The following is a 19,090-nucleotide window of genomic DNA, read 5'->3' on the forward strand; positions in this document are numbered from 1 at the left end:
TAAAACATGATATTAAAGCGTTGGTCAATGACCAAATTAACACTTTATATCCCGCTGCGTTCAAATAAAACTGAAGATGGAACAGAGTTTACTTGTCATTTAATCAACTTTATATCCCACTACGTTCAGATAAAACTTTGTTTTTGTATGTGTATAAGTGGTACGGAACAACTTTATATCCCACTACGTTCAGATAAAACGCCTTTTTGAATACAAGGAGAATAAACGCATTTGAACTTTATATCCCACTACGTTCAGATAAAACCCTCTATTAAAAAACGCTTCAATCCCGCAGTACATCAACAAAAACTAAGTACGACGTTACCCTTATTTTGCAGTGAACCTCCAGTCTTGTTTCATAATCGTTTTCAGAAATGGTACCAATCCCTTGCTACACAAGGTTTCTTGCGATTTTTTCCACATAACGATCCGCTGCACTATAATTATTATCGTATACAAGAATACCTTCTTAAACACTTTTAAACATATCATGAAATTTACCTTAAAGAAATAACTCCTCAAAGCTTTTTTCCACCCCCATTACCTTTTTCTTAATGTGGCGCGGATTGTTCACTTCGTAGAAGTAAACGGAATCTTCGTTTGATATGATAATACGCTCCAGTTCTGCTAGGCACTTTAGGAGCTGTGTTTTGGAGATTTCTCCTTCAAATACAGAGTTTTGCGTCCAAGTTAAATATTCCTTTAATTTCCTGCATACTTTCCCTACTCTTTTCTCACCGACATCGTAAGTAATGATTACATACATTTTTTCACCACCATGCTCTCAGGGGTTTATACATTTCGTCGCCAATCACATGTTTAATAAGTTTGTAACATTCTAGTCGGATAAAATACCGATATGATACCTTACGCTTAAGACGACGGTGCATGACGGTTTGACCAATCTTTTCATCCCATGCTTGCAGAAACTTTCGCCGTCCCTGTTCGTTTAACAAAACCATTTCATCAATTGTTTCAAAGTGTTTTAGATTTATCATTTTTTTGTTAATTAAGGAGAATATTAATGTATCTACAATAAGCGGCTTAAAAATTTCCGCAATATCCAAGCTTAATGAAAAGCGCTTCGATGACGGTTCGTGTAAATAGCTGACAGTCGGATTCAATTGTGTTTTATAAATCTCGGATAAGACCGTTGTATAGCATAGGCTATTTCCAAACGAGATTAAAGCGTTTATTTCATCATGAGGTGGCTGTTTCGAACGTTTATTAAACGCAAATTCCGATGGAAGAATATATTTGAATAAAGAGTAATAATGTTGACGGATCATCCCCTCTGTCCCCATGAGTTGGGAAATGCTGTTCGCTTCGAATATTTGTGGAATAAGCAGCATAATTGGATCTAGAGCTTCTTTTGTGATTTGTTTGTATCCTTTTAAAGTCCTGACCATATGAAATGTGGCAGCCGAAACAAATGATTTAGCTAACATTAAACGCTTGTCTTTATCTAAATAATGAGCGCTTTGCTGTACCAAGGTAAAGCCCGACAAATTGCTTTCACGCGACATAAAACTCCCGCTGTAAAATCCGTAGTAATTAAAGAAATGTACCTGGATTTGGTGCTGACTTAAAAAGGTTAATAATGTGGTATTTAAATCGACTTGTCCAAATACGTACAAATTATTAATCTGTTCAACAGGTAACGATTTCTTCTTTTCCTCTTCATTAACAAAATAGAAGGTATTATCTTTTCGTTTCATTCTACCATTTGAAAAAATATAGAAATCTCGCAGCATCAATCTCTCTCCCCAGAGAAACAAAAATCGTAATATGCACATGATGAACAGATTGACTTCTTCACAAGCTTTGGAGACAGCTCTTGTGCAATAATGGCATGGATACGATTTTTAATATTTATCAACTCTCGTTCATCCTCTTCTCTTAATATAATTTCTTCCGTTCTTTTTTCCTTCGTGTAGCTCAATAATCCCTTCTTTATAATCCCGCGTTTCTTCAACTCAGACAGGTAATACAGCAATTGCCAACGATCCGCTTCTTTCATCTTGCTTGTCAGCTTAATCTCGCGTACGTATTCACCCTGAATGCCATCAATTTTACCTGCACTCTCGATATCAAGCTCGCGATGCTCCATGCGTTGATAAGCAGAGTCATGAAGGATTTTCCCTTCCATAACCCGTTCGCTCTCTTTTTCTAAACGAATTTGATGCACAAATAACCAGAGCTTGCGATGGCAAACAAAATAATAATGAACGTAGGTTCCATTCACCTAAACACCCCATTTTCATTTTGTTATACAACATTCCACTCCGGTCATATAAACTAGGTTATTAGATTTGATTGTCTATTTCCTGATCAAGCAAAACACCTGCTCCTGTTTTTGAAACCTCATTAAATTCATACTTTAAATCAAGAATTTGGATCCATGGTAACAAATCATATTCTTCTCCGTTTTGTTTCTTTCCTTTATGCGGTAGCTTTCTCGTTCGTCCTCTCGCAGCAGTTTTTCGCAAACTGACCGTAAGCCTTGTAATTTTCCGACGGAGCTCAGTTCTCTTCTCCTTGTCTGCCTGCTCCAATTGCTCAAACAAGCAGCTATGGTTATCATACACATCGCAAGGAATAACAAGTTCAGCTTGAATATCCCGCAACAACCTTTGCGCATCTTTATTGGAAAGTGTGTAGTCATCAAATGTATTCAACTGCTCTAACGCACCATCAAACTTCTTCAAAAACTCGGTACCCTTTAAGTTATCTCGTTTATACAGCTCGCTAACAAGCCTTACCTTCTCTGACTCAGGTAAGATTTCTCCGCTAAAGGATTTTAATAAAGTAATGGAACGCTCTAAAATTTCTTTATCATAAATATAGCCTGTACCACTCGGTTCGACTGTATAAATAAATATGTTAGGTACTGTCTTTTTATATTGCCGTCTACGGTAGCAACGTCCAAAACGTTGGCATAAGCTATCTAATGTTGCAGCTTCTGTAAACAATACATCAAAATCAATATCTATAGATGCTTCCACAAGCTGTGTTGTTACCCAAATTCCTGTCGCTTGTTCATTTTCATCAAATGCCAATAATTCTTTCTCGATTATGGCTCGATGCTTTTGAATATACATAGAATGAAAGACACGAACCTTCTCCGTTTTCTCTTTTATCCTTCCATACAATTCCATGGCCTGTTTTACTGTATTCGCAATGACCAGTACCTTCTTCGTTTCGGCTAACCTAATCATTTCTTCTACATCATCCACAATCGACTTTTCAACTAACTCGATACGATGACGAATGACAGTGTCATCCACAAAAGTTTTTACTTGAAAAGCCTCTGGCGGAATGATCCCGCTTTCTCTCAATGTTTCTAAGTAAATGCTTGGCAGGGTTGCAGTCATTAACAAAAAACGGCCGCCAACTAAATAAATCATCTCCAGCGCTCGAATTAACACAGCAGCAATTTTCGGATCGTATGCTTGAATCTCATCGATTACTAATGATGAATAAGCCATTGTTGCTAATTCCTTTTCATATTCTCGATAAAGAAACGGGAATTTTAGAATTTGATCTATGGTTGTAAACAATAGTTTACTTGCAAAATGGCGAGATTGCTCCGATACAACTTCCCAATCTTCCTCTAAGTTTTCGGTTAAATAATCCATAGACGATGAATGCAACAAACCAACATTTTTGTAATTCATCTTGCTGTATATCCGATCAAATAAAGCATTAATACTAACACGTAACGGTAGCGTAAAAAACGTTTTACTGTTGCTTGCCCAAAGCAAAGCAGCTTCGGTCTTCCCCATTCCTGTTTGCGCGATAATAATTACGTTTTCTTTACGATGCTTATGGGCATATTTTTGCAACTCACGATATACCTGTTCAACTGGCACACCTTTATCGGAGGCAATTTTAGCAAAGCCTTGGTCCACAAGCTGCTTAAAATCCTGCTCAGCATCCACTTCAATTGGAACATGGGCTGAAGCTGCATGATCTAAACGGTGAAGCAAGCCTTTTAGAAGAACATAATCAACGTAGTTTGTTTTATGATCACTATACTTAATTCTCTTTTTCATCTGTTTCAATATGCGGTTAAAGCGTTCTTCTAAGTTTGCCCCTTCAGTCGCTAAATGTTCGTTAATGTCAGTTAACTTCGGCCAGAGATCCTCGTAAAGGGCTTTCTTAATCAGTTGGCTATCAGGTTCCACGTTACGTTCATGATGAAAGGCAATTGCTTGAATAAGAGCCTGATAATCCTGCTTCGGTAAAGCAAAAACAGCCTCCGGGAGCAAAAAGGGAGATAAATAATTATGAGGTACTTCCAAATCCTTCATAAGAGTTACCTCTTCCCCTAGTGCCTTGAGAATCTTTAACTGAAACGGTTCGTGTGCTTTCCCTGCATCATGATAGTCCACTGCATAACGTAGTAATATCCAAATCCTTTCGTCAAAATAACTTCCATATGATTTTTTTAAAATTTCATAGCGACAACGTAACTCTTCAGTATGCTCTCGTAAGGTTTCTTTTGGATTTGATTTTGCTAGAAATATGGGATCATCACCTCTTAGTAGAGCCGTATCCTAACAAGAATACGGCCCATTTTTACTCGTTCCAGAGAACAATATAGTCCCTATCTGTATGAAAAGGCTTTTCATCCATTCCATGTGAAGAATTTCCACTTACATAAACAACAGGAATTTTAGTCCACTCTCGGATTCCATTTACAATATTGTATGTCCAATTAAGACGATACGGAATTCCTTGCGGTAAGTCTGTTTCATAATAATGCTTCGGAGCATAGATGGCATGCTTAGATTCAAACTCTTCACATTCTTGTAATGACACAAACATCACTTCATCTATACGTACAATATCCTCATGTCGGCCTAATGATAGATGTACATCCAAATGGATCAGTGCGTCATAAATTCTTTGGAGTAACGATTCTTCTCCAGCAATATGAATAACAAGCTCTACATGAAACAACATGTGTGTGTAGAGAGGCATCGATGTCATTTCTGCTTGGACCGGTGCTTCAATTGCTAAGCCATCAAAAATAATGGGCATAGAAACTGATCTCTTTTTCACCATATAGCTTTTCCGATAATCTATCATTTTTGTTTCATAGCTTCCTTGGACGGAAAAGCGAAGGGGAAGCAGCTCATTTGCTTGCAACAGCTGATGAATCATCCCTTTGACCGTTGAATAAGGAGGCAACGGATATGTTTCTGCTATTTTGTTCGCAAACGGTTTTGTATAACAAGCTGTTTCTTGAAAAAGCTTTAATCGAAGCACCCTCATACTAACACCTTGTAGTAAGCATCGATTTCTTGCAGAATATACTGATAAAACTCTTCAATCGAAACTGTATCCGCTAATTCAGTAATTTCGTTTTCGTTTGCAAAAGTTCCATCTACAAGTCCAATTTTCGTACATACACGTACATCATGCCCAAGAGCAGTTTGTTTCAATACAGATTCTATTTGTTTAACATTTAATAAGCGAGCATTAAAGTCCTGTAAAGCGACTCGGCCAAGGAAGAAAGGATTGGCAATCGGGTACAAACCGCCGATGACAAATAGAGGAGCCAGGTTCTCTTGACGTCCGCGAATTTCACGATTTAAATACTTGGTAATTTCAACAAGCTGCTTTACCCGATTTGCCTTCTCTAATTCTGATAATTCAATTGCTCCGTCAACACCCACATGTGATAAATCAATTGTTAATGTGTAGGTATACAAGCTTTCGTGCTGTTCCAAAGTAGCTAAGTTCGAATTCTCATTAATACGTGTTGCAAGCCCCATGTTATTTAGAAATTCAAGGTCACTACGATACGGTTCTAGCGAAACAGCATGACTAAGACGGGCAACTGCAGAGCGCTTATCTGCTCCTGCCTTCGCCTTTGTTTTCATATAGCCAAACAAATCCATTTCTACGGAATCTTCAATCGTACAATCTTCTTTAAATTGCACAACACCTTTACTTTTATCAACAACGTTTAAATTCCAGTTAAAAAATTCATTTCCTAATCGAACCATGTCATAACGAATAGACTGGCGAGAAGCGAAAGAGTATACCTCACCGTCTCCACGATGGAATTTTTTTAGCTCAGATATATTGGCAGTTCCCTCACCGTAATTAAGTGAACTTGCTTTAAAAATAAATGTTAGAGTTAGCGCCTTATTTTTCATTTTTCTCCTCCTCTGTAGAAATTAGACCTGCAATAAAAGAATCTGCAATAGATGGAAAATCAATTTTTGACTCATCCAGCACATTTATGATGACTGGTGGAAGTGCTTCTTGTAATGACATATACATACGCATTGTAGTATCTAAAAACATATTTTTATCATTTGCCCGTACTGCATTTAATAAACGATAGGCAATAGAACGTGCTTTTCCCTCATCCAGCTTCTTCTTCATATCTAAACCGGCATAATAGGCATTCCAAATTCTCTTTCTGCCAATTTCTAAATCAGTTGCCATGATCTTCTCCCCTTTCTTTGTATAGAGCAAAAAGTAATGCCTCAACAAACATGCATATACCATGTCGTTACCTATATAATTCTCTTTTAACTTCATCCGTAAATGCGACTGAATAAGTGCTTTCGGATCTTGATAAAGTAGGAAAGAGCGAACAAGTTGATTTCGTAGCCTGTAATTTAACTGTAAGAACCATCGTTGGTAAATATCTGAATTAAACAAGTTACATAGACCTGGCGTTAAATGTAGATACTGTAAATCCGTCTTTTTTGCATTGTAATCTGATGAATACTCTAAAATTAAATAACTTTGGCTAACCTGCTGCGCTTTGGTACGCTGTTCAGCAACCAAATCAAACAAAATTTCATCAAATGCTTTCTCTTTGCTCCGACCGATCTCGTATACGTCATTTGCACGAATCAGCTGTTCAAACCTTCCTTCTAATTGGACGAATAATGATGTTTCACCAACTATTGAAGCACCTGCAGGTGCACAAAACAAAATCAGTTTTGCTAGCTTGCTAATAGGGGTAGTTAACGTGTTATTTGCTCCCCAATAGAAGTTCAGCGCTTTTGGTGCACTCATTGATAGAGGGGAAAAGTGTGATTCAGAATACTGTTCAAATGCCCATTGTGTCTCAAAAAAGCTGCAACGATTAACTTTAGTTGAAATACACTCTCGAATCTCATCTATATTCATGTTTTTGAATTTCTTTTTTAAATCCTTCGCTTTACCATGAACGCTTGATTCAAGATATTGCAAAACCTCCTGTGCCGATGTTGCTTCCAACATCACTTTCTGAAGTTCTAAATCTAATAGTAAGGGCTCAATATATTCTTTACGAAAAATAGTCTTCTGCTCTTCTAATGTTTTTGCTGTATGCAGTACATTTAAAAAACTAACTTGTCCAAAATACGCACCTAAAACCTTAGCTTTTACATAATTTAAAGTGAGCTTATGATCAATCTCCTGCTCTTCGAGTGCCGTAATATATTCCTCGATCCATTCATCCATTTCCGCAGTGTATGCCTTTTGGTTGCGAATGGCCTTTGCTGCTTTCACTAAGCGATTAGTTGCTGCAGTTTCGGTAAACTTCTTTTCGACTTTATCCAGTGCTGTCAGCTTTATCCTTTCGTCAAGAGTCTTTTTTGCCATTTGTATCTTTCCTTTGGCTTCTTTACCATCAAGTTTGCTTGCCTGTTTCAACTTGGCAAACTCTCTACGAATTGTACGTTCATCACGCTTGGCCACACTGTATCGATCCAAGAAAAATTGAAAATAATGATGTTCAAAGTTCTCTAAATGCTCCGGATCAAATAGTAACCCTTCATCAGTAAGCTTCACTTTAATTCCAGCATGCTTTAAAAGACGATAATATCCAACTAACCCCTGAGCTACAATCCATTCGTCCGCAGCTATAGGGATAGATTCCATGGTCAGAACCATTACATCACCTCCACAGCACCAAAACCTTGGCTAGAACGAAAACCAATACCGAATTCTGATAATACCTTTAAATCTTCTGGATGACCTTTTAACGCAAATACTCCTTGGTATCCCGTAAAAAATAATGTTTTGTCATCGCTGTGAATATTCTCTTTTATTACAACCTTCTTCATGTTCTTTGCGGTAAATTCAAGCGGCTGCATCAACCCATATCCCCGAAAACCCTGGAGCACTGCATCAGAGATATAATTTAACTCCTCCTTAAAAGAATCTTCATAAGGATGAACAGGTTTGTTGTTTTTGTCTTGAACAAGTAACGGTGACAATGTCTTAAAATACACGTAATCTCTGTCAATAAGCGGATTGCTTCTCATTTGCACCTTCATTCTCTTCAAAATGAAACCTTTATACTTAAATTCTTCTATCCCCATTATTCCATTATAGAAATGCAGCATAAACTCTGGGTCTGGGCTAGCAATGTTTATCCCTACATAACCTTTAACATGGAAAACTGCTCCATCCAATTCGTAACCATGTACATACACACCGAAAGAAAATGGCCGATTCGCTTGATTTGAATGATAAATCTTGTGAAAATAAGCTTCATCAGATACTTTTAAAGCCTCTTTAATTAAACTCACGATCATCATTCTGTATTGAAGCGGAAAACGTTCGGTAAATAATTTAACATGCAACCTCATAATAGCTTCCCCCTTTGTCTTTTGTATACTAACATGGAATTTTGGAACTAATGATGTGTTATAAATTTATTTTTAGCATTTTTTTAATTTCCTGTTGAATCTCCTCGCATAACTTCTTTGGACTTAAGACAACGACATTTGAACCGAATCGCAGAATAAATTGTTTAACATCAGACAACCTATACATTCTGCCCTTAAACAAGTAATACTCATCATTGTATTCTTCAATCGTTTGATTCGCTGTCCATTTTGTATCACGAAACCACACGTAAATGTCTCTCCTCACTAGCATCTCAATATCGTAACTATCACTAAATAAGCTATTTTCACCAAGAAATTGCTCAAGCGAGAAGGACATATCTTTGCAGAACGGTTGGTCTGATATAAGAATGCTCCTAATTCGACTTAATTTAAAAGTTAAGAATCGCTGCCTCTTTTCACAGTAAGCAACACAGTACTCATGGGCATTGTGATAAACGAAATGATAAGTGTGAATAGTTCTTGTTGTGGAGCCTGAGGATGCGGAGTGATAATTAATAATGCATTTTAATTGTTTTTTTAGACATTCTTTTAATTGCTTTTTGATAAAATCAATATGGTGAAAATCTGTGTTTACACTATAACTGGACATTACAAAAGTATGGTCGAAATTTGATAGCTGTTGCAGTTTTACTTCTACTTGTTGTACGACTTGGTCTTCTGGATCAATCGCCCTTTGCTTTCGAACGAGCTCAGCTAATTTATCTAATTCTTTTGATTTTAAGAAGCTATTCCACAACGGATTTGCGTCAAGGATGTAGCCTCCGTTTCTCCCTCTAATAGTATGTATAGCAAAACCAGCCATTAATAAGTCTTCTATGTGCTTCCTGATACTTCTTTCACTTAATTCCAGCAATCCAGCCAACTGCTCTCCTGACATTTTTCCATTTTTAGAGAGTAACAAGAGAATACGAAGGGAATTTGAGACTTTTGACATTCTCTTCACCTTTTTTATCCATATTTTATTATAGTATGTATTATGAAATTTCAATCATCAATACTAATTTTGTAAAAACAAACCAAATTAAAATCCCTCTCTACAGTACTAGATACTTTAGAGAGGGATTAAAAAAGCATTACTTTTACCACTACGTTCAGATAAAAATCAATTGAACATACAATAATAAAATATTTTATATCCTGCTACAGTAAGTAAGACGTTTACATTATACTACACATTAAGGCGTTATACCTTGTTATATTTATAAAAAACAAACAATGTAAAAATGTGAACATATTGATTCATAACCTTTATATCCTACTACGTTCAAATAAAACCCCCGAAATCACAACAGACAAAAGCCTTCATTTATCAAAGGTTTCACCACTCAAAAAGCTACTCAAAAACCTACCTTTTGCAGTAAACCAGGCGTTCTATTTTTAACATGGAAGAAAAAACTCGAATAATTAAAACAGGCTTTGTTATACCGAAAAAGCCTGTTTTAATTAAATGCCTGAAACACATAATAATTACGCACAAATACTTGCGCTCATTTCAATCATACTTGTTTTTAAAGAAGGGACTAAAAATGTTAAGATGTATCATCCATTACTTACAGCAAACAAATATAGTTTGGAAAACGGCTCTTGCCTCCACTATATCCTGGGATTTAGCCAAGCTGGCAGGTTCTCAGCATCCTTTTTTAGCACCACTAACGGTAATCCTATGCTTACAACCGACACTGGATAAGTCTGTTCGGTATACATACCAGCGAGTTTTCGGTACGGTTGTCGGTGTGCTGCTAACCGCTTTTATAGCTCCTTATCTAAAGATAACAGGTTGGAGCATAGGACTCTTAATTCTAATTTCCGCCGGAATTGCGAAATGGATGAAAGTGCCTGAACAAGTCATTAAACAAATGATCATCAGCGTGTTACTGGTTTTAGCCCTTCAAAGTCAGTCACCTGCTTACGCATGGGATCGAATCAAAGACACCTTAATCGGCGCGCTCGTCACGATTTTCATTCATCTGCTTATTTTTCCGCCTGATTTAACAAAGAAAGCCTTATACTCCATGGAAAAGTTTGCAGATGATTTATCCGAACGGTTTTCCATGGTAGCAAAATGGATCGAATATGGCTGTGTTCCAAAGGGAGGAGATAATTTACAGAATGATGCAAAGAAGTTGTTTGAGGAATTAATACAAATTATCACAGAATTGAATCAAGCCTCTAAGAATTTGAAATATAATATTTTTGCACAAAAAAGTCAAACTGCCTTCAATCAGCATAATGAGCAATTGCTTCATCTTCGTCAAGGCTATGCTCATTTGACGAAAATGATCCAAACTTTCACGGAATGGTCCTCCAGCGGGAACATGACTCGCGAAAATCAGATCCTATGGTCGAATTATCTGCAATATATTGCTGTACATATCAAGAATTGGAAGGAACGGATAAATGACAACGTATTTATTTCGGAAAAATTGACAGCCCCATTCACACTTCCAGCTGAGCTCGAACATCACAGGTATCATCTTGGCCTGTATAACGATGCGTTGCAAATCATTCAGGATTTCAAATAGTATCGCACCTTATAAGAGTTTCGCACCGAGATGAGGATTAGACGCTAACACCGATTTTATAGCCTCATTTATTTCCTCATATCCGGTGCATCTGCAAATATTTGAACCAAGCCACTCTTGGATCATTGTATCATCTGCATCAGGATGAATTTTTGCTAAGGCATAACAATTCATAATAAATCCAGGGGTACAATATCCACATTGAAAGGCCCATTTCTTCAAGAAAGCCTTTTGAATCGGCGTATCCTTAAGGCCTTCTATCGTCGTTATTTCGTGCCCTACAGCCTCGACAGCAAGCATGATGCATGACTTAATAGGCCAACCGTTTACAAGCACGGTACAGGCGCCGCAATCTCCATTTTCACAACCAGGTTTCGCTCCAGTTAAACCAAGCTGTTCACGAAGAATGTGCAAAAGAGTATCTGCCGCTCTTACGATTACATTTCTTATTTCACCATTAACATGAATATCCATTACCAGCCTTCGACTTCCATCAGTTAACATCCTCTTTCCCCTTCCAATATTTCCAAAATATCTTCCAACGTATTCCCCAGAACGAACTTCCTGTATTCAGCCGTGCCCTCGACATTGCTTAACAGAGGGCCTGGTAAATGGCTAATCGCACGATCAATCCTTACTCTCAAAGGAACGCTCCTATCATTCAACTCCTTCTCCATCTCCAAAGAACGAAAGGGAAAAGAACATACCCCGCTAAACGCTGTTCTAATCTGCTCTTTCCTTTTTATCGCGGCAATCGTGGCAAGTGGATACTCAACCTTCTGAATTTTGGTTTTTCTTGCAACAACATAAGGTAAGTTAATATAGTTTTTATCTGTTATGACTTGAACGAGGAACTCCCCTGCTTCTACCTGTAAAGTCTTCTTGAACACCTGATGAATAGAAGCATATTTTATTCCTTTAGGGCCGGCGATAACCACTTGGCTATTTGATAATAAAAAAGGCAGTACGGCTTCCCTATAAATAATTCTCCCGCTTATATTTCCTCCCAATGTGATTTTATTCCGCGCAGTATGATCTGCGGCTCCACTGGAAGTCCTGCTAAGCAAAGGAAATACATTGACTTCAGAAAGGTGTGTCAAGGTAATGACGGCTCCTATGATAAGCTTATTGTCCTGAAACTGAAAGACCGTACATTCCGGAATTGCTTTAATATCAATAACTGCTTTCATCGATAAATCGTTTCTCCGCGCCCTCGTAATAATTTCCGTACCCCCAGCATAATAGATGGGTTTTTTCCCTTTTTGATGTAAATATTGAAATAAATTCACCGCCTCTATGATGGAAGTGGGCTTATAATATTCAAAATCAAACGAGATCACTTTGATCCCCCTTTTTTGTCTTCCATATGAGTTCAGGCGTTAGCGGTAATTGATTAAGCTCCACTTCGGATGCGAGAGATAGACTGTTTGCCAGCGCCGCCGGTATCCCGATGACACCCATCTCTCCAAGTCCACGCAATCCATAAGGTCCCTCAATATTTGGCGTTTCTACGAAGTCAATAATGTACTTTGGATTTTCCCCTAAACGCATGATTTTATAAGTTCGTAATTGCGTATTCTGGATGACACCTGTACTGCTAAAGGAAAAAGCTTCCCTGCTGGCAAAACTTAACCCCAGGCACATTCCACCCATTATCTGTCCGTAGGCTGCCTTCATATTTATCACTTTTCCTGCATCGATAACGGAAGCCGCCTTTATAATTCTGTACGTATAATTCTTTATATCAAACTCCACTTCTACCGCTTGCACACCTACCGTCCACTCCGGACCCGGATTTCCCGCCCCTGTTTCAGGATTTAGCTTAGTTAAATGTTTCAGAATATAGCTGCCTCGTCCTATTACCTGTCCTCCAATGGAATTTCCATTGGGATATGTATAACCATAGGCAATCTCCTGAATACTAATACCGATATTGGGTTCACTCTTTAAAAACACTCTCCCTCTACCTACTGCCAGTTCCTCTGGCGCACACCTTAAGACGATAGAGGCGACCTCACGCAATTGATTAATTGCGTCTTCAGCCGCTGCCAGAACAGCACGACCAGCCATAAACAAACTTCTGCTTGCAGCGGTTTTCCAATGCTCAGGATTCGTTTCTGTATTGACCTCCATCCTGACATGAATTTGATTTATGTCCATTTTCATCGTCTCAGCTACAATTTGTGCGAGTGCTGTTTTCGTTCCTTGACCAATCTCCACTACCCCGCAGCTAAGGCTGATGCTACCATCCGGATTAAAAGTCAGAACAGCTCCCGAACCGGCATTCGTAGGCGTATTAGAATTTTTCCAAAAACATCCTATCCCTTTTGCCTTTACTTTGTTATTTCCTATTTTAATTCTTTGACCTTCATTCCAATTCATTAACCCACGTAATTTCTCAAGACACTTTGATAAATCTCCTATATTGCTAACGTTAAGGGGTACTTGAGTCGGCGAGGTATTTCCTGGAGCTATAGCATTTTTTAGTCTTAATTCCAGAGGATCCATATTGAGCTTATTTGCTAACAAATCCATGGCCCTTTCTATAGCAAAGGTAAGCTCTGAATGTCCAAATCCTCTAAAGGCTGTTGCATACGGATGATTGGTGTATATGCATAATGAATCACACCACACATTTTCAATGTTATAAGGACCTGTACAATCTGCTGCTGCCGCCCTACTAATGATGGCTGCCCTGTCTGAATATGCACCTCCGTCAAATAAATATATAATTTCGGCAGCTATGAGCTCTCCGCTTTTTGTACACCCGAGCTTGACTCTGGCATCGAGCCCTATATGAACAGGGGACGTTATAAAGTCCTCTTCTCTGGTGTTTACTATTTTAACCATCCTGCCACCCACAGCATATGAAGCCAGAAAAGCGATAAACTCCAGTTGGATAGATACTTTTCCGCCAAATGCCCCCCCGACTAAAGGTGTATGTACAATCACTTTCCCCGGATGAATTTGAAAATAACGGCTGATTACTTTTTTGATTACAAAAGGGGATTGAGAAGCGGAATGAATAATTGCACGCCCATCGGGTAAAATTTCTGCCCTTGCGCATCGTGTTTCCATTGCAGCATGATCCGATTGGGGAAATGAAACATTTGCTGTGACAATTACCTCACTCTTCATCCAGCCTTTTTGCATATCTCCTTTTCGTATTTTTGTACGGTTAGCTATATTGGTATTATCCTCAGGATAAACTTCCTCAACACGCTTATACCTTCCTAAGTTTTCATGGATTAAAGGCGCGGTTCTTTTTATGGCTTCACTAACGGAATTTACAACTGGTAAAGGTTCATACGCTACTTTAATCAATTCAGCGGCCTTCTTTGCTTGAAATTCATAATCGGCCACCACAACCGCAACAGGTTCGCCATAATACCTAACTTTATCAATTGCAATTGGAGGGCGATCTTCTAATGGTGTTCCGGTAAGAAAAGGAAATTGCTTGCCTGTTACTATCGCTCGAACGCCAGGTACTTTCCACGCCTTCGAGGTATCAATCGATACGATGTTTGCATGAGCGTAGGTGCTTGTTGTCATCTTTACATGTAAGAGTCCAGGTCGTATATCATCATTTGTATATTTGGCTGCCCCTGTCACTTTTTCCAAGGCTTCTTTCCTAGGAACGTTTTCCCCTATGATATCCAAGTGACTCACGCCCCCATATATCCTTGTAAATTTTATTCATATTTATATTTAAGCATTTTATACTTTATTAATTTTTTTGTCGGATACATTCATTTTAAAAATATTTCTTATGACAAAATCCATTACGCTAGTACAGGAAAAAGCATAAACGTTCAAATACATTAATTTCTATTTTTCGGGCAAATTACTTGTTATATAGATGAATATTAGGAGGAAAATTCATGACTGAAAGCAATGTGCTAAACGGCAGAATGCCTCAATTTCCGGAACCTTACTGGAGAGATTCTGTCAAAATTCCTTCCTTCCCCAAACTTACCGAAGATATCAAGGTGGATACAGCAATCATCGGCGGAGGAATTTCGGGCATTACAACCGCTTATTTACTTGCAAAAGAAGGGGTGAAAATCGCTCTTTTCGACGCCAGCAATATCTTAAACGGTACAACCGGCCATACCACAGCCAAGATAACTGCACAACATGATATTATTTATGATGAGCTCATAAATAATCTTGGTGAAGAAAAAGCTAGGCTTTATTATAAAGCCAACGATGAGGCCTTACGTTTTATAAAAAACACGGTCAAGGAAAATAAAATTGAATGCGATTTTACTGAGGAGGATGCTTATATATACGCAAGTTCCGATCAATCCATCAGCAAAATAAATAATGAATTCAAGGCATATGAAAAACTCGGGATTAATAGCGAATATGTGACAAGCATTCCACTTCCTTTGCAAATGAAGGCTTCTATTGTTATGAAAAACCAGGCACAATTTCACCCGCTTAAATATTTAACCCACCTTGTGCAATTTATCACCCATGCGGGCGGTACGATATATGAAAATACAACAGCAGTAGACATTGATAATGGAGAACATCCACAAATCACTACAAGAGACGGACATAAGGTTACGTGTAATCATGTAATCGTATGCTCTCATTTTCCTTTCCATGATTTATACGGCTTTTATTTTGCAAAAATGTATGCTGAAAGATCTTATGTTCTTGGTGTTAAAACAAAAAAAGACTTCCCTGGCGGCATGTATTTAAGTGCTGATAACCCAACGCGCTCGCTCCGCTATACAATGATGAACGGGGAAAAGCTTGTTCTTGTTGGAGGTGAAAGTCACAAAACGGGCCAAGGAATACCTACAATTAAACACTATGAAGCCTTAGAAGCTTTTGCCGAGCAAACGTTTGGCATAAAAGAAATTCCTTATCGATGGTCCGCCCAGGATTTAATCACCTTGGATAAGATTCCTTATGTAGGACATATCACTTCTAATCATCCAAATATCTTTGTTGCGACAGGATATAGAAAATGGGGAATGACCAACAGTACCGTCGCTGCCTTATTAATAAGGGATCTCATTATGGAAAAAGATAATCCTTATCATGAACTTTACTCACCATCCAGATTTAATGCGGACCCGAGTGTTAAAAATTTTATAACACAAAATATCGATGTTGCGAAGCACTTAGTCCAGGGAAAGTTAGAAATTGTTCATAAGAAACCTGAGGATTTGGCTAATGGTAATGGAGATGTTGTTACTGTAAATGGGCAAAGAGCAGGTGCTTATAGGGACGATAATGGAACACTGCACATTATCAACACTACTTGTACTCATATGGGCTGTGAGATTGAGTGGAACAGTGGGGACCGGACATGGGATTGCCCCTGTCACGGTTCAAGATTCTCTATCCATGGCGATGTAATCGAAGGACCGGCAGAAATACCTTTAAAAAGAATCGAAGCGGAATAGAAGTAATCCCCCATTTAGTATAGAAAATGGGGGATTATTTCGCGATTGGAACAAGAAAGTCGGATGTAACCCACTGGGTACGCTCGTCTTTTGACACCCATTCCTTACAATAACTTAGTTAGTCGCTCTTGTAGCCGTCGCTGTAGTTCTCATGAATGGCAACTTAGAGTCGACAGACAACAAAGAACTTCCATTTAACGTCAAATGCAAAGCCATCACCATCAAAGCAAGCTCTAGCTCATACCCGCCTACAAAACCAGCTGCTAATTTTACTTTTACTGTAGCCCCAATCATAATGGCAGCAAATAACGCGGAAATGATTCTCGTTCCAAGACCTATGATTAAAGCAATTCCTCCCACTAATTCAATGATGCCTACTCCATAGGCCATAAAGCCGGGTAAACCTATACTCTGGAAAAAACCTGCTGTTTTTTCAATTCCACCCTGAAATTTAGCCAGGCCGTGTACAAAGAACGTTATTCCTAATACTACCCGTAAAATAAGAGCTCCCATTTCATGATTGTTTCTCATTCGTTATTTCTCCTTTTCACTTTGTTTCACTACTCAATGTAGTGTTAAAATACAAAAAAAATTAAGTGGCAGCTAACATGATCATGCTCATAAAAATGAGTATGACATGAATGGAAATCAAGATAGACATAGCGTCCATCCTCACCGGGATGGTTCTCTTCGGATCCACCAATTGTTGCAACCTATAGTTTACCGATTCGTCAGAAAAGTGGGCCAGGACCGGCGTAGCATTTGCATGAAAGCAGTTTTTAATCAACTTTAACAAAGCACTGCCCAAACCAAGTTCGGAACCCATTTTTTGAATTGCGTACTCATCAGCCAATAATTCACTGATGATTTTATAATTCCGATAAGACCATTTGGTCAACGGAATAAACCAAAGAGATTGCGAGATTAATTGCAAGGTGAAAATCTTCAAGGAATCATAGTTCTGTTGATGAAAGGTTTCATGCTCAACGACGGCTTCGAGTTCATGGTCCTCCAATATTTCGATTAAACCGGTAGAAAGAACAATGCAAGGCCTTCTGAATCCCATCGTAAACGCTAGCAGTTGCTCATGATTAATTACTATAATGTCTTGATTCTGACGTTGAAATGCTCGAATCAAGCTACCGGTTATTTCTATATTTCTTAAGGCGAAAATCTTTTTTCTAAATCTGCTGTACAGAAAATATTGCTGTCCAATCCTGATCAGCGTGATAAGTACGGTATAAATAATTAATGTGTTCAAGAGAATGATAATTAAAAAGTAGTAAAACGAACCTTCCCTAAACAAACTAATGCAGAACTTAAAAAAGTTCACTTGAATACTGACCCCAAAAAGGATATGTACCAGGTACATGCCTATCTGGCTCCATACCAAAATCGCAATAAGAAGACTCAATCCTATAACGAGGAAAGACTTTTGCTTCCACCGCATCAGAGGTTCTCCTTTTTTAACTGTTGAATTTTTTGTTCTAATTTATCCAGTAAGGTTTGATCTGCTTCTTTCAATGAATCAATCATATGATTCAGCACAACACCACCAAATTCATCAAGCAGGTTCTCTGTTAACTTTTTTGACTGCTCTTCCATAAATTCCTCTTTTGATTGAACAGGCTGAAATAGCGAAAGTCTACCTTGCACTCTCTTTTCCAAAATTCCTTTTTCTACCAATCGATTCATTACGGTCATAACAGTATTAAAATTGACAGGCTTATCCTTTTCTAAATGCTGTTGAACTTCCTTTATACTTAATTCGTCTGCTTCCCAAAGAAGTTCCATGATTTTAGCTTCCAAAGATCCGAAGAAACGTTTGAGTCCTACCTCATCGTATTTAAAATTCTTGATACTCATTTTCTTCACCCTTCACTGCGCACTATAGAGGATCAGTTGACCAACTTTATGTGCAATCCTGCTATATACATCTGATTTGATAAATAGTAGGTAACCTGCTCAGTCACCCATTACACTACGCGCCGTAGTTGTTAAAACTATATCAAGTTAAAGTTTGTAAGTCAACTGTAGAATACTACTTATTTTCTTGTATTTGTTTAAGAATCTCATAGTCAATTCGATTTAGCGTATTGTTCATTAGTCTTGGCCGATATAGGTAGGCCGTGTGTAATGCAAGTGTAGGCGATAAAGCAAATCTGTAATCCCGCTTCGACTCATGGTAACGGCGAACTTGTCTTCAACCACGTACTGTAAAATGCATGTATTCCAGCAAGACTCCGGACCAAGTCCTTCTTCTACGGGCATGCTTCCACAATCATGCGCTTCAGTTCCTGTTGTTCCTCTTCTGTAAGATATGGGCGTTTACCTGGCGGAGGTGTTTGTTCCCAAAGACCCTCCATTCCACCGGTAGTAAAGTTTTTGACATAAGTAGAGACACGATCTCGATGAAGGCCCAGGAATCGAGCGACGCTTACGCCCTTCTGGCCTTCCATAACCAGACGAACCGCCATGACACGATGGCGATGCC

19 protein-coding genes are annotated in these 19,090 nt (G+C 38.4%); 2 read left to right on the forward strand and 17 right to left on the reverse strand.

Going from position 1 to position 19,090, the window contains the following annotated elements:
- Window positions 1–502: 502 nt before the first annotated feature.
- The 9 genes from cas2 to HMPREF0083_RS18790 all read right to left on the reverse strand — a co-directional run bounded on the left by cas2 (window position 503) and on the right by HMPREF0083_RS18790 (window position 9,585).
- Window positions 503–766: a CRISPR-associated endonuclease Cas2 gene (cas2, locus tag HMPREF0083_RS18750; RefSeq protein WP_021623239.1), complete on the reverse strand. Its 264-nt coding sequence runs from the start codon at window positions 764–766 to the stop codon at window positions 503–505.
- A 4-nt stretch (window positions 767–770) separates the two neighbouring features.
- On the reverse strand, window positions 771–1,754 hold the full coding sequence (gene cas1b / locus HMPREF0083_RS18755; protein WP_021623240.1) for a type I-B CRISPR-associated endonuclease Cas1b: 984 nt from the start codon (window positions 1,752–1,754) through the stop codon (window positions 771–773).
- On the reverse strand, window positions 1,754–2,245 hold the full coding sequence (gene cas4, locus HMPREF0083_RS18760; protein WP_040303810.1) for a CRISPR-associated protein Cas4: 492 nt from the start codon (window positions 2,243–2,245) through the stop codon (window positions 1,754–1,756). The genes cas1b and cas4 overlap by 1 nt, the downstream gene beginning before the upstream one ends.
- Before the next feature lie 61 nt (window positions 2,246–2,306).
- On the reverse strand, window positions 2,307–4,529 hold the full coding sequence (locus HMPREF0083_RS18765; RefSeq protein WP_040303813.1) for a CRISPR-associated helicase/endonuclease Cas3: 2,223 nt from the start codon (window positions 4,527–4,529) through the stop codon (window positions 2,307–2,309).
- Between the two features lie 52 nt (window positions 4,530–4,581).
- Window positions 4,582–5,280, reverse strand: a complete 699-nt coding sequence (gene cas5b / locus HMPREF0083_RS18770; RefSeq protein WP_021623243.1) for a type I-B CRISPR-associated protein Cas5b — start codon at window positions 5,278–5,280, stop codon at window positions 4,582–4,584.
- Window positions 5,277–6,170, reverse strand: a complete 894-nt coding sequence (cas7i, locus tag HMPREF0083_RS18775; RefSeq protein WP_021623244.1) for a type I-B CRISPR-associated protein Cas7/Cst2/DevR — start codon at window positions 6,168–6,170, stop codon at window positions 5,277–5,279. The genes cas5b and cas7i overlap by 4 nt, the downstream gene beginning before the upstream one ends.
- On the reverse strand, window positions 6,160–7,908 hold the full coding sequence (gene cas8a1 / locus HMPREF0083_RS18780) for a type I-B CRISPR-associated protein Cas8b1/Cst1 (protein ID WP_021623245.1): 1,749 nt from the start codon (window positions 7,906–7,908) through the stop codon (window positions 6,160–6,162). The genes cas7i and cas8a1 overlap by 11 nt, the downstream gene beginning before the upstream one ends.
- A complete protein-coding gene (cas6, locus tag HMPREF0083_RS18785) occupies window positions 7,908–8,609 on the reverse strand; it encodes a CRISPR-associated endoribonuclease Cas6 (RefSeq protein WP_021623246.1) in 702 nt (233 codons plus the stop codon). Before cas6 ends, cas8a1 begins: the two co-directional genes overlap by 1 nt.
- Before the next feature lie 58 nt (window positions 8,610–8,667).
- The gene (locus HMPREF0083_RS18790; protein WP_021623247.1) at window positions 8,668–9,585 is read right to left on the reverse strand and encodes a helix-turn-helix transcriptional regulator; all 918 of its coding nucleotides are present in this window, start codon (window positions 9,583–9,585) and stop codon (window positions 8,668–8,670) included.
- A 592-nt stretch (window positions 9,586–10,177) separates the two neighbouring features.
- Here HMPREF0083_RS18790 and HMPREF0083_RS18795 point away from each other — a divergent pair.
- On the forward strand, window positions 10,178–11,173 hold the full coding sequence (locus tag HMPREF0083_RS18795; protein ID WP_040303816.1) for an FUSC family protein: 996 nt from the start codon (window positions 10,178–10,180) through the stop codon (window positions 11,171–11,173).
- 9 nt (window positions 11,174–11,182) lie between these two features.
- On the opposite strand, the gene HMPREF0083_RS18800 is transcribed toward HMPREF0083_RS18795, so the two are convergent.
- From HMPREF0083_RS18800 to HMPREF0083_RS18810, 3 genes are read right to left on the reverse strand one after another with little or no spacing between them, the layout of a single operon-like run.
- Window positions 11,183–11,677, reverse strand: a complete 495-nt coding sequence (locus HMPREF0083_RS18800) for a (2Fe-2S)-binding protein (RefSeq protein WP_021623249.1) — start codon at window positions 11,675–11,677, stop codon at window positions 11,183–11,185.
- Window positions 11,671–12,513, reverse strand: coding sequence for an FAD binding domain-containing protein (locus tag HMPREF0083_RS18805; RefSeq protein WP_021623250.1), 843 nt, complete (start codon window positions 12,511–12,513; stop codon window positions 11,671–11,673). The genes HMPREF0083_RS18800 and HMPREF0083_RS18805 overlap by 7 nt, the downstream gene beginning before the upstream one ends.
- Complete coding sequence (locus HMPREF0083_RS18810) at window positions 12,500–14,794, reverse strand: xanthine dehydrogenase family protein molybdopterin-binding subunit (protein WP_262360691.1); 2,295 nt, start codon at window positions 14,792–14,794, stop codon at window positions 12,500–12,502. Before HMPREF0083_RS18810 ends, HMPREF0083_RS18805 begins: the two co-directional genes overlap by 14 nt.
- A 275-nt stretch (window positions 14,795–15,069) precedes the next feature.
- On the opposite strand from HMPREF0083_RS18810, the gene HMPREF0083_RS18815 reads away from it, so the two are divergent.
- Window positions 15,070–16,596, forward strand: coding sequence for an FAD-dependent oxidoreductase (locus tag HMPREF0083_RS18815; protein WP_412674520.1), 1,527 nt, complete (start codon window positions 15,070–15,072; stop codon window positions 16,594–16,596).
- A 114-nt stretch (window positions 16,597–16,710) separates the two neighbouring features.
- On the opposite strand, the gene HMPREF0083_RS18820 is transcribed toward HMPREF0083_RS18815, so the two are convergent.
- The 5 genes from HMPREF0083_RS18820 to HMPREF0083_RS26560 all read right to left on the reverse strand — a co-directional run.
- Window positions 16,711–17,127, reverse strand: a complete 417-nt coding sequence (locus tag HMPREF0083_RS18820) for a DoxX family protein (RefSeq protein WP_021623253.1) — start codon at window positions 17,125–17,127, stop codon at window positions 16,711–16,713.
- Window positions 17,128–17,188: 61 nt separating this feature from the next.
- Window positions 17,189–18,046, reverse strand: a complete 858-nt coding sequence (locus HMPREF0083_RS18825; RefSeq protein WP_021623254.1) for a M56 family metallopeptidase — start codon at window positions 18,044–18,046, stop codon at window positions 17,189–17,191.
- Complete coding sequence (locus HMPREF0083_RS18830) at window positions 18,046–18,462, reverse strand: BlaI/MecI/CopY family transcriptional regulator (protein WP_021623255.1); 417 nt, start codon at window positions 18,460–18,462, stop codon at window positions 18,046–18,048. The genes HMPREF0083_RS18825 and HMPREF0083_RS18830 overlap by 1 nt, the downstream gene beginning before the upstream one ends.
- 237 nt (window positions 18,463–18,699) lie before the next feature.
- Entirely contained in the window at window positions 18,700–18,867 is a 168-nt protein-coding gene (locus HMPREF0083_RS30205; protein ID WP_021623256.1) for a winged helix-turn-helix domain-containing protein, read from the reverse strand.
- On the reverse strand, window positions 18,858–19,090 hold a 233-nt coding region (locus HMPREF0083_RS26560; RefSeq protein WP_021623257.1), incomplete at its 5' end, for a helix-turn-helix domain-containing protein. The genes HMPREF0083_RS26560 and HMPREF0083_RS30205, both read right to left, overlap by 10 nt.

Origin of the sequence: Aneurinibacillus aneurinilyticus ATCC 12856 (assembly GCF_000466385.1) — a bacterium.
GTDB lineage: Bacteria > Bacillota > Bacilli > Aneurinibacillales > Aneurinibacillaceae > Aneurinibacillus > Aneurinibacillus aneurinilyticus.